Source organism: Mycobacterium sp. NTMscope_MAC_269 (genome assembly GCF_976985695.1).
In genome coordinates, this window is record NZ_OZ335668.1 from 2,940,833 (window position 1) to 2,960,309 (window position 19,477).

13 protein-coding genes are annotated in these 19,477 nt (G+C 67.3%); 7 read left to right on the forward strand and 6 right to left on the reverse strand.

The features are described from left to right. Window positions 1–146 precede the first annotated feature (146 nt). Together ACZ50Z_RS13615 and ACZ50Z_RS13620 are read left to right on the forward strand one after the other, a co-directional pair. A complete protein-coding gene (locus tag ACZ50Z_RS13615) occupies window positions 147–752 on the forward strand; it encodes an LppP/LprE family lipoprotein (protein WP_464484024.1) in 606 nt (201 codons plus the stop codon). Window positions 753–812: 60 nt separating this feature from the next. Continuing rightward, window positions 813–4,235: a TM0106 family RecB-like putative nuclease gene (locus tag ACZ50Z_RS13620; protein WP_464484025.1), complete on the forward strand. Its 3,423-nt coding sequence runs from the start codon at window positions 813–815 to the stop codon at window positions 4,233–4,235. Here the strand turns inward: ACZ50Z_RS13620 and ACZ50Z_RS13625 are convergent. Continuing rightward, window positions 4,232–6,241 carry an MFS transporter gene (locus ACZ50Z_RS13625; RefSeq protein WP_464484026.1) on the reverse strand — a complete coding sequence of 670 codons (2,010 nt, stop codon included), beginning with the start codon at window positions 6,239–6,241 and terminating at the stop codon, window positions 4,232–4,234. The two genes, ACZ50Z_RS13620 and ACZ50Z_RS13625, sit on opposite strands and share 4 nt — an antisense overlap. A gap of 272 nt (window positions 6,242–6,513) precedes the next feature. On the opposite strand from ACZ50Z_RS13625, the gene ACZ50Z_RS13630 reads away from it, so the two are divergent. The 4 genes from ACZ50Z_RS13630 (at window position 6,514) to ACZ50Z_RS13645 (ending at window position 13,087) form a co-directional block, all read left to right on the forward strand. Further along, window positions 6,514–7,293 carry a hypothetical protein gene (locus ACZ50Z_RS13630; RefSeq protein WP_464484027.1) on the forward strand — a complete coding sequence of 260 codons (780 nt, stop codon included), beginning with the start codon at window positions 6,514–6,516 and terminating at the stop codon, window positions 7,291–7,293. 199 nt (window positions 7,294–7,492) lie between these two features. Continuing rightward, complete coding sequence (locus ACZ50Z_RS13635) at window positions 7,493–11,209, forward strand: multifunctional oxoglutarate decarboxylase/oxoglutarate dehydrogenase thiamine pyrophosphate-binding subunit/dihydrolipoyllysine-residue succinyltransferase subunit (RefSeq protein WP_464484028.1); 3,717 nt, start codon at window positions 7,493–7,495, stop codon at window positions 11,207–11,209. 87 nt (window positions 11,210–11,296) lie between these two features. Further along, complete coding sequence (locus ACZ50Z_RS13640; RefSeq protein WP_464484029.1) at window positions 11,297–12,124, forward strand: SDR family NAD(P)-dependent oxidoreductase; 828 nt, start codon at window positions 11,297–11,299, stop codon at window positions 12,122–12,124. A 111-nt stretch (window positions 12,125–12,235) separates the two neighbouring features. Further along, window positions 12,236–13,087, forward strand: coding sequence for an SDR family NAD(P)-dependent oxidoreductase (locus ACZ50Z_RS13645; RefSeq protein ID WP_464484030.1), 852 nt, complete (start codon window positions 12,236–12,238; stop codon window positions 13,085–13,087). A gap of 3 nt (window positions 13,088–13,090) precedes the next feature. Here ACZ50Z_RS13645 and ACZ50Z_RS13650 read toward each other — a convergent pair whose 3' ends face one another. The 3 genes from ACZ50Z_RS13650 to ACZ50Z_RS13660 all read right to left on the reverse strand — a co-directional run bounded on the left by ACZ50Z_RS13650 (window position 13,091) and on the right by ACZ50Z_RS13660 (window position 16,341). After that, window positions 13,091–13,963, reverse strand: coding sequence for a glycine betaine ABC transporter substrate-binding protein (locus tag ACZ50Z_RS13650; protein WP_464484031.1), 873 nt, complete (start codon window positions 13,961–13,963; stop codon window positions 13,091–13,093). Further along, window positions 13,960–15,159, reverse strand: coding sequence for an NAD(P)-dependent malic enzyme (locus tag ACZ50Z_RS13655; RefSeq protein WP_464484032.1), 1,200 nt, complete (start codon window positions 15,157–15,159; stop codon window positions 13,960–13,962). The genes ACZ50Z_RS13650 and ACZ50Z_RS13655 overlap by 4 nt, the downstream gene beginning before the upstream one ends. A 192-nt stretch (window positions 15,160–15,351) precedes the next feature. Then, a complete protein-coding gene (locus ACZ50Z_RS13660) occupies window positions 15,352–16,341 on the reverse strand; it encodes a malate dehydrogenase (RefSeq protein ID WP_464484033.1) in 990 nt (329 codons plus the stop codon). A gap of 191 nt (window positions 16,342–16,532) precedes the next feature. Here ACZ50Z_RS13660 and corA point away from each other — a divergent pair, with 191 nt between their 5' ends. Next, entirely contained in the window at window positions 16,533–17,633 is a 1,101-nt protein-coding gene (gene corA / locus ACZ50Z_RS13665; RefSeq protein ID WP_464484034.1) for a magnesium/cobalt transporter CorA, read from the forward strand. Window positions 17,634–17,705: 72 nt separating this feature from the next. Here corA and ACZ50Z_RS13670 read toward each other — a convergent pair whose 3' ends face one another. Both ACZ50Z_RS13670 and ACZ50Z_RS13675 read right to left on the reverse strand, forming a co-directional pair. Continuing rightward, window positions 17,706–18,299 carry a suppressor of fused domain protein gene (locus ACZ50Z_RS13670; RefSeq protein ID WP_464484035.1) on the reverse strand — a complete coding sequence of 198 codons (594 nt, stop codon included), beginning with the start codon at window positions 18,297–18,299 and terminating at the stop codon, window positions 17,706–17,708. Beyond that, complete coding sequence (locus tag ACZ50Z_RS13675) at window positions 18,296–19,474, reverse strand: ABC transporter ATP-binding protein (protein WP_464484036.1); 1,179 nt, start codon at window positions 19,472–19,474, stop codon at window positions 18,296–18,298. The genes ACZ50Z_RS13670 and ACZ50Z_RS13675 overlap by 4 nt, the downstream gene beginning before the upstream one ends. Between the last annotated feature and the right edge of the window lie 3 nt (window positions 19,475–19,477).

Below are 19,477 nucleotides of genomic sequence, written 5' to 3' on the forward strand. Positions count from 1 at the left end.
CAGCGGACGCTGAGCGCTGCGGGTCACCACCAGAAGACTCCAGTGGGGATCGCGAGCTCAGCGGCCGCTGAGCGCCACGGGCGGCCGGCGTGATCATCAGCACAGCCGGACGGGACCCGGCCACGCCTGCCACACCCGCGGAGCCGATGACGGTACGGTGCGTCGATGTGTGGTCGCTACCGTGCCGTACCGAGCCACTGACCTGCTCGGCCGCTGTCGCTTTAATCGCTGTCACGTTGACCGGCTGCGGCTCGGGAGATTCCACGGTCGCCAAGACGCCGCAGGCCAGGACGACTTCCGAGACCGCGTCGATCACGGCGCCGGCCACGCCATCGCCGGCCGCCCAGCCCGGCAACGCGTCGCCGGTCGATCCGTGCGCGGTCAACCTCGCCTCGCCCACGATCGCGAAGGTGGTCTCCGAACTGCCCCGCGACCCGCGCAGCCAGCAGCCGTGGAATCCCGAGCCGCTGGCCGGCAACTACAACCAGTGCGCGCAGCTGTCGGCGGTGATCATCAAGGCCAACACCAACGCGGTCAGTCCCACCACCCGCGCGGTGCTGTTCCACCTCGGCCAGTTCATCCCGCAGGGCGTCCCCGACACCTACGGCTTCAATGGCATTGATCCGGCACAAACCACGGGCGACACGGTAGCCCTGACCTACCCGGGCGGGATCAAGGGCTTGAACACCGATGTGAAGTTCCATTGGAACGGCAACGCGGTCGAACTGATCGGCAATACGCCCGCACACTGATCCCGGGCACGCGCGGCGGGCGCGGTCGCTATGTCGGAGCCCTCACCTACAGTGGCTCCAGTGTTCGTGACCGGCGACAACATCGTTTACAGCGCGTCGGACCTTGCCGCTGCCGCCCGCTGCGAATTCGCGCTGCTGCGGGATTTCGACGCGAAACTTGGCCGCGGACCGGCGACCACGATCGAGGACGAACTGCTCACGCGCACAGCCGCCCTCGGCGACGAGCATGAGCGACGCGAGCTCGCGCGATTGCGCGAGCGGTTCGGGGATGCCCTCGCGGTCATCGGCCGCCCGGCCTACACCCCCGCCGGGCTGGCGGCGGCCACCGACGCGACGCTGCGCGCCGCCGCTCGCGGCGCCCCCGCGGTGTATCAGGCCGCGATGTTCGACGGCCGCTTCCTCGGATTCGCCGACTTTCTGATACGGGACGGCGAGCAGTATCGGGTCGTCGACACCAAGCTGGCCCGCTCGGAAAAGGTGACCGCGCTGTTGCAACTGGCCGCCTACGCCGATGTGCTGGCCGCCTCGGGCGTGCCGGTCGCGCCCGAGGCCGAACTGCGGCTCGGGGACGGAACGGCTGTGCGGCACCGCGTCTGCGACCTGGTCCCGGTCTATCGTTCACAGCGGGCGCGGCTGCAAAGGCTGCTCGACGACCACCATGCGGGCGGAACCCCGGTGCGGTGGGACGACGAAAGTGTGGCGGCCTGTTTTCATTGTCCGTCCTGCATCGAGCAGTTGCGGGCCACCGACGACGTGCTGTTGGTCGCCGGCTTGCGAGTAAGCCAGCGGGACAAACTGTTCGACGCCGGCATCACCACCGTCGCCGAACTGGCCGCCCACAGCGGGCCGGTACCCGAGCTGGCCGCGGGTGTCGTCACCACGTTGAGGGCCCAGGCGAAATTGCAAGTGCGCCAACGCGACACCGGTATTCCGCAGGTCCAGGTCATCGACGCGCAGCCGCTGGCGCTGCTCCCCGAGCCGGACCCCGGTGATCTGTTCTTCGACTTCGAAGGCGACCCACTGTGGACCATCGACGGTCGCGACTGGGGCCTGGAATATCTGTTCGGCGTCTTGGAGGCCGGGCCTGCGGGCAAGTTCCGCCCGTTGTGGGCACACAGCCGGGCCGACGAACGCGAGGCGCTGACCGATTTCCTCGCGATGGTGGCCAAACGGCGCAAGCGTCGCCCCAACATGCACATCTATCACTACGCGCCCTACGAGAAGACCGCATTGCTGCGGCTCGCCGGGCGCTACGGCGTCGGCGAGGACGAAGTCGACGAACTACTGCGCAGCGGAACGCTCGTCGACCTCTACCCGTTGGTGCGCAGGAGCATTCGCGTCGGCGCGGAGTCATTCAGTCTCAAGGCGCTCGAGCCGCTCTACATGGGATCCCAACTGCGCGCGGGCGACGTGACCACCGCCGCCGGTTCGATCACCTCCTACGCGCGGTATTGCGGCCTGCGCGCCGAGGGCCGCGACGACGAGGCCGCCTCCGTGCTCAAGGAGATCGAGGACTACAACCACTACGACTGCCGATCGACGCAGGAATTGCGTAACTGGCTGATGCTGCGCGCCTATGAATCCGGCGTCGTACCGATCGGCGCCCAGCCCGTGGGGGACGGCAACACCGTCGAGGACCGCGACCAGCTGGCGGTGACCCTGTCGGCGTTCACCGGGGCTGCCGGCATCGACGAGCGCACCCCGGAGCAGACGGCGGTGGCGCTGGTGGCCGCTGCGCGCGGCTACCACCGGCGCGAGGACAAACCGTTCTGGTGGGCGCATTTCGACCGGCTGAACTTCCCCGTCGACGAATGGGCGGACAACACCGACGTTTTCGTCGCCGAGGCCGCATCCGTCAGCGTCGACTGGCACACACCGCCCCGCGCGCGCAAACCTCAGCGCCGGCTGGAGCTGCGCGGCGAGCTGGCGCGCGGCGAGCTGAAGAGCGACGTCTTTGCGCTGTACAAACCGCCGGCGCCGCCCGGCATGACCGACAGTCCGGACCGGCGTGCGGCCGGACGGGCGACCGTCGTCGAAGCCGACGACCCTGCGGTGCCCACCAGAGTGGTCGTCCTCGAACGAGTTAGCAGCGACGGCAAGCCATTTCACCAGCTGCCCTTCGCGCTGACCCCCGGGCCACCCATTCCGACCACGGCGCTGCGGGAGTCGATCGGGGCAACCGCCGCCGCGGTCGGCGACGGGCTGCCGCGCCTGCCCGACAGCGCCATCGTCGATGTCCTGCTGCGCCGCGCGCCCCGCGCGCGCAGCGGCACTCCCCTGCCCCGCGGCACCGACACCGTCACCGACATCACCGCCGCGCTACTCGATTTGGATTCGTCGTACCTGGCGGTGCACGGGCCGCCCGGCACCGGCAAGACGCACACGGCCGCGCGGGTAATCCAACGCCTGGTCACCCAGCACGGCTGGCGCGTCGGTGTCGTCGCACAATCGCACGCCACGGTCGAAAACCTGCTGGACTGTGTGATCGACGCCGGACTGGATCCGCAACGGATCGCGAAGAAACGCTATGACCACCAGGCTCCGCGCTGGCGAGAGATCGACGGCAGCGCATACGCCGCATTCCTCGCCGACACGCCGGGTTGCGTGATCGGCGGCACCGCATGGGATTTCGCCAACTTCAATCGGATACCGCCGGGGAGCCTGGATCTGCTGGTGATCGACGAGGCCGGCCAATTCTGTCTGGCAAACACCATCGCCGTGGCCCCGGCCGCCGCGAATCTGCTGCTGCTCGGGGACCCTCAGCAGTTGCCGCAAGTGAGCCAGGGCACCCACCCCGAGCCAGTCGACAGCTCCGCGCTGGATTGGCTGGTCGACGGCCAGCGCACCCTGCCCGACGAACGTGGCTACTTTTTGGATCTCTCCTATCGCATGCACCCGGCCGTCTGCGCCGCGGTTTCCGCGCTGTCCTACGAAGGCAGGCTGCATTCCCACGAATGCGCCGGCGCCCGCCGCCTGGACGGATACCGGCCCGGCGTGCAGCTGATTTCGGTTGAGCACCAGGGAAATTCGACCGAAAGCCCTGAGGAGGCCGACGCGATCGCCGCCGAGATCGGGCGACTGATCGGCGCGTCGTGGACCGATGAGCACGGCTGCCGGGCGTTGACGGCCGCCGATGTGCTGGTGCTGGCGCCCTACAACGCGCAGGTGGCCCTGCTGCGTCGCCGGTTGAGCGCTGCCCGGCTGGACGGGGTGCGGGTGGGGACCGTCGATAAGTTCCAGGGCGCACAGGCGCCCGTGGTGTTCGTCTCGATGACGGTGTCGTCCATGGACGTGGTGCCGCGCGGAATCTCCTTTCTGCTCAACAGGAATCGGCTCAACGTGGCCGTCAGCCGGGCGCAATATGCCGCGGTGATCGTGCGGTCGCCGTCGCTGACGGAGTACCTGCCCGCCACGCCCGCGGGCCTGACCGACCTGGGCGCATTCCTGGCGCTCGCCCAACCCGATCTGCGCTGCGGCGCCTAGTTGCCCGACGAGTGCCGGCCGTAACCGGTGGGATCATCGTCGGGATCGGCGCGGTGGTGCTGACCTCGCAGCGAGTCACCGTCGGTGAAGTGGTGACCCGCCGGACCCCTGTGGGGACGGCGTGGCGGCCGGGTCAGTCGCTCCACCGGCGGGCTGGGCTTGACCGAGCGCCGCACCGCCACCTGACGCAGGCGCTTGCCACTGTCCACATGAGACCCGTTGTGGGCAAAGCCAATTGGTTGGACTTGCGCGACGGGTTCGTCGAGCACGCCGTGCCACGAATCGCCCGGGCCGCGATGCCGCATCCCGGCGGGCGGGGGCGCCGCGGCAGCCCGCTCCCCTGACGGCGCGCCACCGCGCTCGACATCGGAATCGCGCAGGAGGACGAGTTCGACGTACTCGTCGTCGTCATAATCGTCGTCGACGATGTCATCCTCGTCGGGCCCGAAATCGTCGCCGCCCCGGCCGGTGCGGGACCAGGGCGCGAAGCCCACCAAGAACAGGGCGGCGATGATCCCGAACAACGCGATGAACGCCGGCAGCAGCACCGACTGCGACATCGCGGCCGCGAACGGTTCGCGCAGAAACCGGGGCAACTGCAACGTGATCGCGTCCTCGTCCAGGCCCCCACCGGACGGTCGCCGCGGCATCTCGGCGCTGATCCGCCAGGTCATGAATGCGGCCATGCCGGCGCTGCCGAGCACCGCGCCGAGCTGGCGAACGGAGTTGTACACCGCAGACCCCGCGCCGGCCAGCTGCGCCGGCAGGTTACGCGTCGCGGTCGCCGTCAGCGGCGACCACACGAACGCCATCGCGACGCCCATCGCGAAGAACGGCAACACCAGCCGCCAGATCGGCGTCGTCGGCGACATCTCGAAGGTCAGCCAGGTCAGCGCGATCGCCAGCACCGAAAAGCCGAAACCGAGCACCGGCCGCGGATGGTACTTGTCGACGATCTTGCCGACGAACGGCGCGAACACCCCGTTGGCGATCGCCATCGGCGCGATCAACAAGGCCGAGCGCGTCGGCGACAGCCCGCAAACGGCCTGCGCATAAAACGTCAGAGGCAACATCATCGCCGTCGCGGCGAACGAGACGATGGCCACCCCGACGTTGCACAGCCAGAAGTCGCGGTCGCCGAAGATCACCAACGGAATCAGGGGTTCGTGGGGGTTCACCGACTGCCAGAACACGAACACCGTCATGAACCCGAATCCCGCGACGATCAACGCCCAGATCCAGGGCTCCCAGTGCGAGGCCTGGCCCTGTTGTAGCCCGAACACGATCAGGAACATGCCCACCCCGGACAGCCCGACGCCGATCAGGTCGAACCGGTGTGACTGGGTGGGCAGCACCGGGATCAGCCAGTACGCCAACGCCAGCCCGATCACACCGATGGGGACGTTGACGAAGAAGATCCACTCCCAGCCCAGCCCGTCGACCAGCAGACCGCCGGCCAGCGGACCCACCAGGCTGGCGGCTCCCGCGGTGGCGCCCCACAAACTCACCGCGATGCCGCGCCGCTCCGGCGGGAAGATCCGGGTGATCGTCGACAAGGTTTGGGGGGTGAGCACGCCCGCTCCGATGCCTTGGGCGACGCGGGCCGCGATCAACATCGCCGCGCTGCCCGACAGTCCGCACCACACCGAAGAGATGGTGAAGACCACCAGGCCGATCAGGTACAGGTTCTTGGGGCCGAACCGGTCGCCGAGACGCCCCGCCACCAGCAACACGACGGCGTAACCCAGCAGGTAGGCGCTGGTCACCCAGACCACCGTGTCGTAGCCGATGCGCAAGTTGGCCATGATCGTCGGGTTCGCGATCGCGACGATGGTCGAGTCGACCATGATCATGAAAAAGCCGATCATCATCGCCCAAAGCGGGTTCCACGGGTTCTGTGAGTGCGGCGAGCTGCGGGTGATGAAATCCCAGCGATGGGCGGCCTGCGCCGGCCCCGAACCCGCACGCCACTCACCTCGGGGCGTGCGGGGCGCAGCCGTGGTCATCCACCCCACCTCGTTTCGCTCCCGACGATGCCGTTACGCCGCATCGGCCCGTCTGGTCGACCGGACCGAACTACCAGGTCATCGACCGCGCGCACGGCGAACCGTTCATCACGACGACCGACCAACGGCCTGGCCGTCGCAGACATCCAGCCTGCATTATTCCCGGTGGCGCAAGAGGGCCGGCAGCCACGGATCCGCGGAGGATCGATAACTCGTCAGGATTTGCCGCGGGCACGTTAGCCTGAAAGAACCCCATTTGCAGGAGAGACAGTATGCGGGCCCGACGGAACAGGTCGCCGAAGCGGTTTTTCACCATGGCCAACGCGGGAGAGGCGCCGACCGGCAAGCACGGTCGACCCAAGATGTCCGCGCGGGCGTTGGCGCAGGTCATCGAGCGCAGCTCGCGGATACAGGGGCCGGCCGCGGAGGCCTACGTGACCCGGCTGCGCAATGCCGATCCCGATGCCAGCCCGGCGCAGATCCTGGCCAAGCTGCAGAAGCGTTACGTGGCCATCGTGACGGCCGGCGGCGTTGCCGTGGGGGCCGCAGCGACCGTCCCCGGGATCGGCACGTTGAGTGCGCTGTCCGCGGCGGCCGCGGAAACGGTGACGTTCCTGGAGGCCACCGCGTTCTTCGTGTTGGCGGTCGCGGTAGTCCACGACATCCCGGCCGATCACCGGGAACGACGCCGCGCCCTGGTGCTCGCGGTGCTCGTCGGTGACGACAGCGAGCACGCCGTCGCGCAGTTGATAGGTGCGCGACGCACCAGCGGCGGCTGGATTTCCGAGAGCCTGGCCGCCCTGCCGCTGTCGTCGATGTCGGGACTGAACTCGCGGCTGCTCAAGTCGTGGGTCAGGAGGTACACCGTGCGGCGGGGCGCCCTGTTGTTCGGCAAACTGCTGCCTGTCGGGATCGGTGTCGTGGTGGGAGCGGTCGGCAATTACCTCGCCGGCAAGAAGATGGTCCGTAACGCCAATCGGGCGTTCGGCGCTCCACCCGCGCGCTGGCCCCGCGCGCTGCATCTGGTGCCCCCGATCCACGAAGCCGGCTAGCACCCACCAAGCCCTCCCCGGAGCCCCCCGGTCCGCCTGGCAGATTGGTGGCGAGAGGTTAGCCTTTATAGGGCGGAAGCAATGGGTACCGCCATGGGTATGAGGTGCTCGGCCCGCCAGGACCGAGGAGGGTGCAGGCGCCGCGCGATAGCCGCCGCGGTGACCCTGTAGGACAAAGGGATTGAGGCGAACTGCGGTCGTGAGCAACATAAGTTCACCGTTCGGTCAAAACGAATGGCTGGTCGAGGAGATGTACCGCAAGTTCCGCGATGACCCCTCGTCGGTGGATCCGAGCTGGCATGAGTTCCTGGTCGACTACAACCCCGAGTCGACGGGTGAGGCAGCGCCGGCGGCCCCTACCAGCGGTGATGGCAGGCCGGCCACAGCTCCCGCGCCCGCGAAGCCGACCCCGGCGGCCCCCCAGAGCCCCAAGCCCGCGCCCCCCGTCAGCACGGCCGCCGGCAACGGGGTCCCGGCACGGCCCGCGCCGGCGAAGGCCGCCGTTCCCCCGCCGGCCGAGGGCGACGAGTTGCAGACGCTGCGGGGCGCCGCGGCCGCCGTCGTCAAGAACATGTCGGCCTCACTGGACGTGCCGACGGCGACCAGTGTGCGTGCGGTTCCCGCCAAGCTGATGATCGACAACCGGATCGTCATCAACAACCAACTCAAGCGAACGCGCGGCGGCAAGATCTCGTTCACCCACCTGCTCGGCTACGCGCTGGTGCAGGCGATCAAGAAGTTCCCGAACATGAATCGGCACTACGCCGAGGTCGACGGCAAACCAACCGCTGTCACCCCGGCGCACACCAACCTCGGTCTGGCCATCGACCTGCAGGGCAAGGACGGCAGGCGTTCGTTGGTGGTGGCCGGCATCAAGGGCTGCGAGACCATGCGGTTCGCGCAATTCGTTACCGCCTACGAAGACATCGTGCGGCGGGCCCGCGACGGCAAGCTGACCGCCGAAGACTTTGCCGGCGTAACGATTTCACTGACCAACCCGGGCACCATCGGCACCGTGCACTCGGTGCCGCGGCTGATGAACGGCCAGGGCGCCATCATCGGCGTCGGCGCCATGGAATACCCCGCCGAGTTCCAGGGCGCCAGCGAGGAACGCATCGCCGAGCTGGGGATCGGCAAGCTGATCACGCTGACCTCGACCTATGACCACCGCATCATCCAGGGCGCGGAATCCGGCGACTTCTTGCGCACCATCCACGAGATGCTGTTGTCGGACGCGTTCTGGGACGAGATCTTCCGCGAGCTGGGCAACCCTTACCTGCCGGTGCGCTGGAGCACCGACAACCCGGACTCGATCGTCGACAAGACCGCCCGGGTGATGGAGTTGATTGCGGCCTACCGCAATCGCGGTCACCTGATGGCCGACATCGACCCGCTGCGCTTGGACGGCAGCCGGTTCCGCAGCCACCCCGACCTCGAGATCCTCAACCACGGTCTGACGCTGTGGGACCTCGATCGGGTATTCAAAGTCAACGGCTTCGCGGGTTGCGAGTACAAGAAGCTGCGCGACGTGCTGGGCCTGCTGCGCGATGCCTACTGCCGCCACATCGGTGTGGAATACACCCACATTCTCGATCCCGCACAACAGGAATGGCTACAGCAGCGTGTCGAGACCAAGCACGTCAAACCGACGGTTGCCGAGCAGAAGTTCATCCTGAGCAAACTGAATGCCGCCGAGGCCTTCGAGACTTTCCTGCAAACCAAATACGTTGGGCAGAAACGGTTTTCGCTGGAAGGAGCGGAAAGCGTCATTCCGATGATGGATGCGGCGATCGACCAGTGCGCCGAGCACGGGCTCGACGAGGTGGTCATCGGGATGCCGCACCGCGGCCGGCTCAACGTGCTGGCCAACATCGTCGGCAAGCCGTACTCACAGATCTTCAGCGAGTTCGAGGGCAATCTCAACCCGGCGCAGGCGCACGGTTCCGGGGACGTCAAATACCACCTGGGCGCCACCGGCGTGTACCTACAGATGTTCGGCGACAACGACATTCAGGTTTCGCTGACCGCCAACCCGTCGCACCTGGAAGCCGTCGACCCGGTGCTCGAAGGCCTGGTTCGGGCCAAGCAGGACCTGCTGGACCGCGGCGCCGAGGACCACGGCGACGACAAGGCGTTCTCGGTGGTGCCGATGATGCTGCACGGCGACGCGGCGTTCGCCGGCCAGGGCGTGGTCGCCGAGACGCTGAACCTGGCGAATCTGCACGGCTACCGCGTCGGCGGCACCATCCACATCATCGCCAACAACCAGATCGGGTTCACCACCGCGCCCGAGTACTCGCGGTCCAGCGAGTACTGCACGGACGTCGCAAAGATGATCGGGGCGCCGATCTTCCACGTCAACGGCGACGACCCGGAGGCGTGCGCGTGGGTGGCCAAGCTGGCCGTCGACTTCCGGCAGGAGTTCAAAAAGGACGTCGTCATCGACATGCTGTGCTACCGCAAGCGCGGGCACAACGAAGGCGACGACCCGTCGATGACCAACCCCGCCATGTACGACGTGGTCGACATCAAGCGCGGGGTCCGCAAGAGCTACACCGAAGCCCTGATCGGCCGCGGTGACATCTCGATGAAGGAAGCCGAGGACGCCCTGCGCGACTACCAGGGCCAGCTCGAGCGGGTGTTCAACGAGGTCCGCGAGCTCGAGAAGCACGGCGCGCTGCCGAGCGAATCGGTGGAGGCCGACCAGATGCTGCCCGCGGGCCTGTCCACCGCGGTGGACAAGGCGTTGCTGGCCCGCATCGGTGACGCGTTCCTGGCGCTGCCCGAGGGCTTCACCGCGCACCCGCGGGTGCAGCCGGTGCTGGAGAAGCGCCGGGAGATGGCCTACGAGGGCAAGATCGACTGGGCCTTCGCCGAACTGCTGGCGCTGGGCTCGCTGGTGGCCGAGGGCAAGCTGGTGCGGCTGTCGGGGCAAGACACCCGCCGCGGCACCTTCTCGCAGCGGCACTCGGTGATCATCGACCGCAACAGCGGCGAAGAGTTCACGCCGCTGCAACTGCTGGCGACCAACGCCGACGGCGCGCCCACCGGCGGCAAGTTCTTGGTCTATGACTCCCCGCTGTCGGAATATGCCGCCGTCGGCTTCGAGTACGGCTACACCGTGGGCAATCCCGACGCCCTCGTCCTGTGGGAGGCCCAGTTCGGGGACTTCGTCAACGGCGCACAGTCGATCATCGACGAGTTCATCAGCTCCGGTGAGGCCAAGTGGGGTCAGTTGTCCAACGTGGTGCTGCTGCTGCCGCACGGCCACGAAGGCCAGGGCCCCGACCACACCTCGGGCCGCATCGAGCGCTTCCTGCAGCTGTGGGCGGAGGGGTCGATGACGATCGCGATGCCGTCCACGCCGTCGAACTACTTCCACTTGTTGCGCCGGCACGCCCTTGACGGCGTGCAGCGCCCGCTGATCGTGTTCACGCCCAAGTCGATGCTGCGCAACAAGGCGGCGGTCAGCGACGTCAAGGACTTCACCGAGATCAAGTTCCGCTCGGTGCTCGAAGAACCGACCTACGAGGACGGCATCGGCGATCGCAGCAAGGTCAGCAGGGTCCTGCTGACCAGCGGCAAGCTCTACTACGAGTTGGTGGCCCGCAAGGCCAAGGACAACCGGGACGACGTGTCGATCGTGCGGATCGAGCAGCTCGCCCCGTTGCCCAAGCGCCGGCTGGGCGAGACGCTGGATCGCTACCCGAGCGCCACGGAGTACTTCTGGGTCCAGGAGGAGCCGGCCAACCAGGGTGCCTGGCCGCGCTTCGGCCTGGAACTGCCCGAGCTCCTGCCCGACAAGCTGACCGGACTCAAGCGGATTTCCCGCCGGGCGATGTCGGCGCCGTCGTCGGGCTCGTCGAAGGTGCACGCCGTCGAGCAGCAAGAGATCATCGACACCGCCTTCGGCTGATTCGGTCTGTATCGGCGACCCGCAGGTATCAGGGACCGCCGGTACCGGCTAGCCTCGACGCAAACGGGCCAACTAGGAAGGGTGCTCATGCAAGGGTTCGCCGGCAAGGTCGCGGTAGTGACGGGCGCGGGTTCGGGGATCGGGCAGGCGCTGGCCCTGGAGTTGGCTCGCTCGGGGGCCAAGGTGGCCATCAGCGACGTCGACCTCGAAGGCCTGGGCCACACCGAGGAGCAGCTGAAGGCCATCGGTGCGCAGTTCAAGGTGGATCGCCTCGACGTGACCGAACGTGAAGCGTTCCTGGCCTACGCCGACGCCGTCAAAGAGCACTTCGGCACGGTCAACCAGATCTACAACAACGCCGGCATCGCCTTTACCGGTGACGTCGAGGTCAGCCAGTTCAAGGACATCGAACGCGTGATGGACGTCGACTTCTGGGGCGTCGTCAACGGCACCAAGGCGTTCCTTCCGCACCTGATCGCCTCCGGAGACGGTCACGTCATCAACGTCTCCAGCGTGTTCGGGCTCTTCTCGGTGCCCGGACAGGCGGCCTACAACTCGGCCAAGTTCGCCGTTCGCGGCTTCACCGAGGCGCTGCGCCAGGAGATGGCGGCGGCCGGCCACCCGGTGGCGGTGACGACGGTGCACCCGGGCGGCATCAAAACTGCGATCGCGCGCAACGCCACCACCGCCGAGGGGCTCGACCAGGCGGAGCTGGCCAAGCTGTTCGACAAGCGGCTGGCTAAGACCACCCCACACCGCGCCGCCCAGATCATCCTTGACGCGGTGCGAAAGAAGAAGGCGCGGGTGCTCGTCGGGGCGGACGCCAAGGTGTTGGACGTCCTGGTTCGCCTGACCGGTTCGGGTTACCAGCAGCTGTTCGGGCCCGTCATGGGTCGGCTGCTGCCCAAGCAGTGACCGATCTCTCAGTGCGTCGGGCTCGTCGATTCACCATTTCCCCCTGCTCTGGTCACCATCGCTGGTAACGATTAGCGTCAACGCGGTCAAGCCTGGTCGAGGGAGTGTTGCATGGATGGGTTCGCCGGCAAGGTCGCCGTGGTCACCGGCGCCGGCTCGGGCATCGGCCAGGCGCTGGCGGTCGAGTTGGGCCGCGCCGGCGCCAAACTAGCGATCAGCGACGTCGACACCGCAGGGCTGGCGCAGACCGCCGAGCAGCTCGCGGCAATCGGAGCGCCGGTCAAGGTGGACCAGCTCGACGTGACCGAGCGCAGCGCCTTCCTGGCTTATGCCGACGCGGTCCACGAGCATTTCGGTGCGGTCAACCAGATCTACAACAACGCCGGCATCACGTTCATCGGGTCCATCGAGGACAGCCGGTTCAAGGACATCGAACGCGTGATTGACGTCGACTACTGGGGCGTCGTCAACGGCACCAAGGCGTTTCTTCCGCATTTGATCGCCTCCGGCGACGGACACGTCATCAACATCTCGAGCGCGCTCGGCCTGTTTTCCGCGCCCGGCCAGGCGGCCTACGTCTCGGCCAAATTCGCCGTCCGCGGCTTCACCGAGGCGCTGCACCAGGAGATGGCGCGGGCCGGTCACCCGGTGCGGGTGACGACAGTGCACCCCGGCGGCATCAAGACCGCGTTCGCCCGCAACGCGACCGGCGTCGAGGGGCTCGACCACGCCGAGCTGGCCAGCGTGTTCGAGGAACAGCAGGCCAAGACCACCCCGCAGCGGGCGGCTCAGCTCATCCTCGAAGGTGTGCGCAAGAACAAGGCCCGGGTGCTGGTGGGACCCGACGTGAAGGCGATGGACCTGCTGGTCCGGGTCGCCGGTCCCAACTACGAGCGACTGGTCGGCGGGCCCGTCATGGGCCGGGTGAAGGACTTTGTCACCCGGCTACTGCCCAAGCGCTGACCTCTAGCGCCCGAGCGGGTGCTCGGCGAGCCAGCCCGCCGCCACCGCCTGCGGGTCGGCGCCGGTGCCGACCTGCCGGCGCATGTCGATCAGGGCGGCGGTGTCCAGCACGCCGGCCACTTCGTTGATCGCCAACAATTGCCGATCGCTGAGCGCGTTGCGGCGATACAGCGGCACCACGTTCTCGGCACGAACCAGCGCGGGCTTGGCATCGGCCAGGGCGACCAGGTCCGCGGGCGTGCCGGGGTCGGCTGTCGTCGTCCATCCCGCGGTCAGCTGTCCTGCCGCGATCGCCGCGAACATCGTTGTGCCATTCGGGAATTCACGCGGAACCGGAAGGCGGCAGGGGCCGATGACCGATGGCGCCCGGTGGCCGGCGATGGTCCCGACGACGAGAGCGGCACAGTGTTGCGGCAGCGTGCTCAGGTCCGCGCTGACTTCGCTGCCGCCCCACGCCTTGGCGGTGGCCCGGCTCACCAGCAGCACGGGTTTGTCCTCGGCGGCCGTGGTGTAGTCGCCGGCCACGATGCCCTCGGGCAGGGCGGCGATCATCGCGCGGTAGACGTCTTTGCCCGACATCGCCGTCGCGCCTGGCTGCAGGTCCTGCAACACCCGGCCGGTGACGGCGGGAACGACGGTGACTGCGCCCGAATCCAATTGGGCCTTCGGATCGGTGGTTGCCTGGAACCGCGCGCCAAATCCGTAGGACCGCAACGCGGCCGCGTAGATGCCGGCCAACAGCGCCGACTCGGTATCGGAGCGGGACCCGACCACCACTTCCGCGCCGGCGCGACGATCGCCGCCGGTGTCGGTCGAGCAACCGGAAACGGCGAGTATGGCGGCGAGCAGCGGTGCCGCCAGCCGGCCGATTCTCACCCCTCGGAGACGGACGTGTCGGCGGCGATGGCCACGGCCGCGGCAACGGCTTCCCCGACGCGCAGGTCCAACGGGCTGGGAACGATCCGGTCGGGAGCAAGGTCGTCGCTGACCACGGAGAAGATCGCCTCGGCCGCGGCGACCATCATCTTCTCGGTGATCCGGCGGGCGCCGGCTTCCAACGCACCGCGGAAAACCCCGGGGAACGCCAGCACGTTGTTGATCTGATTCGGAAAGTCGCTGCGGCCGGTGGCCACCACCGAGGCGTACTTGGCCGCGATCTGGGGGTGGATCTCCGGATCGGGGTTGGACAAAGCGAACACGATCCCGTTGGGCGCCATCGTGGCGATCATCTCTTCGGGGACCACGCCGCCCGACAGACCGAGGAACACGTCGGCGCCCCGGATGGCTTCCGCGGCGCTGCCGGTCAGGCCGTCGGGATTGGTGCGCCGCGCCAAAGCCGCCTTGACGTCGTTCATGTCGTCGCGGGCGGTGTGCAGAATTCCGCGCGAGTCCAGGACGGTGATGTCCGAAACACCCATCACCATAAGGAGATTGGTGCACGCGACGCCAGCCGCCCCCGCCCCGGAAACGACCACCTTCAGCGAGCTCATGTCCCGGCCGAGCAGCTTGCTGGCACCCATGAGCGCGGCCAGCACCACGATGGCCGTGCCGTGCTGGTCGTCGTGCATCACCGGGCAGTCCAGCGCCTCGATGGCTCGGCGCTCGATCTCGAAGCAGCGCGGCGCGGAGATGTCCTCGAGGTTGACGGCGCCGAACGTCGGGCGCAGTCGCACCAGGGTTTCCACGATCTCGTCGGGATCCTTGGTGTCGAGCACGATCGGGATGGCGTTCAGCCCGCCGTATGCCTGGAACAGGGCGCACTTGCCCTCCATGACCGGCAACGACGCCGCCGGCCCGATGTCGCCCAGGCCCAGCACCGCACTGCCGTCGCTGACGACCGCCACCAGCCGGTTGGCCCAGGTGTAGCGGGCCGCCGCCGCGTGGTCAGCGGCGATCGCACGGCTGACCTGCGCCACGCCCGGGGTATAGGCGATCGACAAAGCGCGCTGGGTATCCAGCGGGGACGTCAGGCTTACCGAAAGCTTGCCGCCTACGTGTGCCTCGAAGATCTCGGCGTCGGTAATGGCGCCGTCCTCGGCCTGCGTCTGTATCGATTCAAGCAATTCGGACACGGGGTTCAGGGTACTGACTACCCATTAGTAGGCCTAATTGGTGACGTGGGTCTCAGTGCCGACCCGCTGCCCCCGGCTCCGCCGCGCTGGCGATCGCCACGGGTCTCAGTGCCGACCCGCTGCGCCCGGCTCCGCCGCGCTGGCGATCGCCACGGGTCTCAGTGCCGACCCGCTGCGCCCCGCTCCGCCGCGCTAGATCAGCTTGAGCTCAGTGACCGCGGTGCGCTCCTCGACCAACTCGGCGGTGGTCTTGTCGATGCGACCCTGGGAGAACTCGTCGATCTCGAGGCCCTGCACGATCGACCAGTTGCCGTCCTTGGTGGTCACCGGGAACGACGACACGATGCCCTGGGGCACGCCGTAGGACCCGTCGGAATAGACGGCCATCGACACCCAGTCACCCTCCGGGCTGCCCAGCAGCCAGGAGCGCGCGGCGTCGACCGTCGCCGATGCGGCCGACGCGGCCGAGGACGCGCCGCGGGCGTCGATGATGGCCGCGCCGCGCTTGGCGACAGTCGGGATGAAGTCGTTCTCGATCCACGCCTGGTCGTTGACCACCTCGGCGGCATTCTTGCCGCCGACCTCGGCGTGGAAGATGTCGGGGTACTGGGTCGCGGAGTGGTTGCCCCAGATCGTCACCTTCTTGATGTCGGTGACCGCGGCACCGGTCTTCTTGGCCAGCTGCGAGATCGCCCGGTTGTGGTCCAGCCGGGTCAGCGCCGAGAACCGCTCCTTGGGGATGTCGGGGGCGTTGCTCAGCGCGATCAGCGCGTTGGTGTTGGCCGGGTTGCCGGTGACGCCGATACGGACGTCGTCGGCAGCGACCGAGTTGAGCGCCTTGCCCTGGGCGGTGAAGATCGCGCCGTTGGCCTCCAGCAGGTCGCTGCGCTCCATGCCCGGGCCGCGCGGCCGCGCGCCGACCAGCAGGGCCAGGTTGACGCCGTCGAAGATCTTGTTCGCGTCCGCGCCGATCTCGACACCGGACAGCAGCGGGAAGGCGCAGTCGTCCAGCTCCATCACGACGCCCTCGAGCGCCTTGAGAGCGGGCTCGATCTCCAAAAGACGCAACTCGATCGGGCGGTCGGAGCCCAGCAACGAGCCACTCGCCAGGCGGAACAACAGGCTGTAGCCGATCTGGCCGGCGGCGCCGGTGACGGCAACCTTGAGAGGACTTGCGCTCACGTCGATGTACTCCTTGTGGAGAAGTTCGTGCAGATTCGGGTTTCGGCTCGAAACTAGCGCACCCTTCGCGGACCGCAATCTCCGGTCCGCTACCAGGGCTTTCCCCGGCGCCTGATCGTCAGCATTTGAACAGCCGGGACGCGTAGCATGGAGCACCGCCTGGTCGGACCTGCGCTGCGTGGGAGGTGGATGTGTTCCAAGGATTCGACGCACTGCCCGAAGCGCTTCGCCCGCTCGCGCAGGCCCCGGAACCGCAGCCGAGCGCGGAATCTCAACCCCGTAAGGAAACGCTGGTTGACTGCGCCGTCTACGCCGACGGGCACCGGCTGCCCGGCAAGATCAGTTACGCCGCCTCCCTGGACAAGGTCCGCGAGATCGAGACGCTGGGACACGAAGGGTTCGTCTGGGTGGGCCTGCGCGAACCGAGCCAGGTCCAGATGCAGGAGGTGGCCGACGTTTTCGGTCTGCACCCGCTGGCCGTGGAAGACGCCGTGTGCGCCCATCAGCGGCCCAAGGTGGAGCGCTACGACGACACGCTGTTCCTCGTCCTCAAGACCGTCAACTACGTCCGCCACGAATCGGTGGTGCTGGCCCGCGAGATCGTCGAGACCGGCGAGATCATGGTCTTCGTCGGCCGCGATTTCGTGGTCACGGTCCGCCACGGTGAACACGGCGGACTGTCCGAGGTGCGCAAGCGCATGGACGGCGACCCCGAGCAGATGCGGCTGGGACCCTTCGCGGTGATGCACGCGATCGCCGACCATGTGGTGGACCACTATCTCGAGGTGAGCAGTCTGATGTTGTCTGACATCGACAGCATCGAGGGTTTGGCGTTCGCCCCGGGCAGCAAGATCGACGTCGAACCGATCTATCTGCTCAAGCGCGAGGTCGTCGAGCTCCGCCGCTGCGTCAACCCGCTGTCGGCCGCGTTCCACAGGATCCAGATGGACAACAAAGACGTGATCTCCAAGGAATTGCGGCGCTATCTGCGCGACGTCGCCGACCACCACTCCGAAGCCGCGGACCAGATCGCCAGCTACGACGACACACTCAACTCGCTGATCCAGGCGGCGTTGGCTCGCGTCGGGATGCAGCAGAACAACGACATGCGCAAGATGGCAGCCTGGGCCGGCATCCTGGCGGTGCCCACCATGGTCGCCGCGATCTACGGGATGAACTTCCGATTCATGCCCGAGCTGAGTTGGACGTGGGGCTACCCGGCGATCATGGCCATCATGGTCGTCGCCTGCCTGGTCCTGTATTTCCAATTCCGCAACCGCAACTGGCTCTGACTTTTAGCCGAGCAGATACAAAAACACCTAATTCTTGGGCGTGTTGGGCGCTTTTGCGTCTGCTCGTCAAAATCAGTTGGGCTGTGCGGCAGGGCGATTCGTGTTCAGCACGTCGACACCGTCGTTATCCCACGCTTGCCGCATCGCGTCGGCACCCTTCAGCCGGACCCACGCCGCTTCGGTCGCGGTGATGGGGGTGGCCAACAGGAAGAGCACCGGGTCGCGGGGCGGCTCCAACGGCAGATCGGCGATCTCGCTGCGGCCCAGCAACACCGCGGTGAACGGCACCTTCCGCGACGGCGACGCCCACAGCGGGGAGCCGAGGTCGATCAGCGCATCGGGGCCCAGTACGGCACCCTCGACGGCCGGAGTCGCCGCCAGTATCGCGACGCTGCGGGCGATCCCGGTGATCGGGCCGGGATCGCGCAACTGCAGGACGATTTCGGCGCGCGGGCCGCGCACCGGGTCGGCGATGTCCAGTGTCGGTTCGGTCATCGGGTGCCGCGAACAGCCCAACGAGACGTAATGCACCACCCCGCTTGCCGCGCGGAATCGCAGCACTTCGATGGTTTCGGTGCCCAGAAATGTCACGCTCGCCGAATCGGGTTCGAGGTCGCCGAAGTGCGCGCGTACATGCGCACGCACCTGCTCCAACGGCTGCGTCACCGCGAACCCGATGGCGCGAGGGTCAAATTGGCTCCCGAGTCGGCGTCGAAGACCACCAGCCGTGTCGTGTCGAACGCCAACTCGATCGACTGCCCGATGATCGCCTTGGATTCGGCGGGAACCCGTGCCACAAACTGATTTTCGTGCGCATCGCCCTCGGCGGCCAGGTCATCCAGTTGGGCCGAGTGCGCGGCCCATGCCGCGGTGGAGAAGTACACATACTTGTCGGCGCCCAGCGATTCCACCAAGTCGACCTTCACCTCGAAGGTCAATGCCCTGATGCGCTGGTAGCCGTCGATCAGCGCGGCGTCGGTCAGATGCTCGGGCCGCACACCCACGATGACGTTGGCCGGTGCGGGATGCCGGGCGATCACTTCCTGGACCTCCGGCGCCAGCATCACCTCCCCGAACGGCAGCGTCAGCCCGATGGGCGTCAACGTCGCGGGGAAGAAATTCATCGCCGGCGAGCCGATGAAACCCGCGACGAACAGGTTGGCCGGCTGCTCGTAAAGCTCGTCAGGGGTGCCGATTTGCTGCGCGACGCCCGAATGCATCACCACCACCCGGTCACCCAGGGTCATCGCCTCGGTCTGGTCGTGGGTGACGTAAACGGTCGTCGTGCCCAACCTTTTTTGCAGCCTGGCGATCTCGCCGCGCATCTGAACACGCAGTTTGGCGTCCAGGTTGGACAACGGCTCGTCCATCAGAAACGCCTTGGGATGACGCACGATCGCACGGCCCATCGCCACCCGCTGGCGCTGTCCACCGGATAACTGCGATGGCTTACGGTCCAAAAACTCGGTCAAGTCAAGGGTTTTGGCGGTTTCGGCAACTTTCTGCGCGATCTCGGCCTTGGGCATTTTCGCCAGCGTCAACGGGAACGCGATGTTTTGCCGCACCGTCATGTGCGGGTAGAGCGCGTAGGACTGGAAGACCATCGCGATATCGCGGTCCTTGGGCGCTTTCTCGTTCACCCGTTCGCCACCGATGCGCAGCTCGCCCGAGGAGATATCTTCAAGCCCGGCAATCATGTTCAGCGTGGTGGTCTTACCGCAGCCCGACGGGCCGACCAGGATCAGGAACTCGCCGTCGGCGATGGTGATGTTCAGGTCCTGCACCGCCACCGCGCCGTCGGGATAGCTCTTGCTGACATGGTCCAGCACAATCTCGGCCATCGC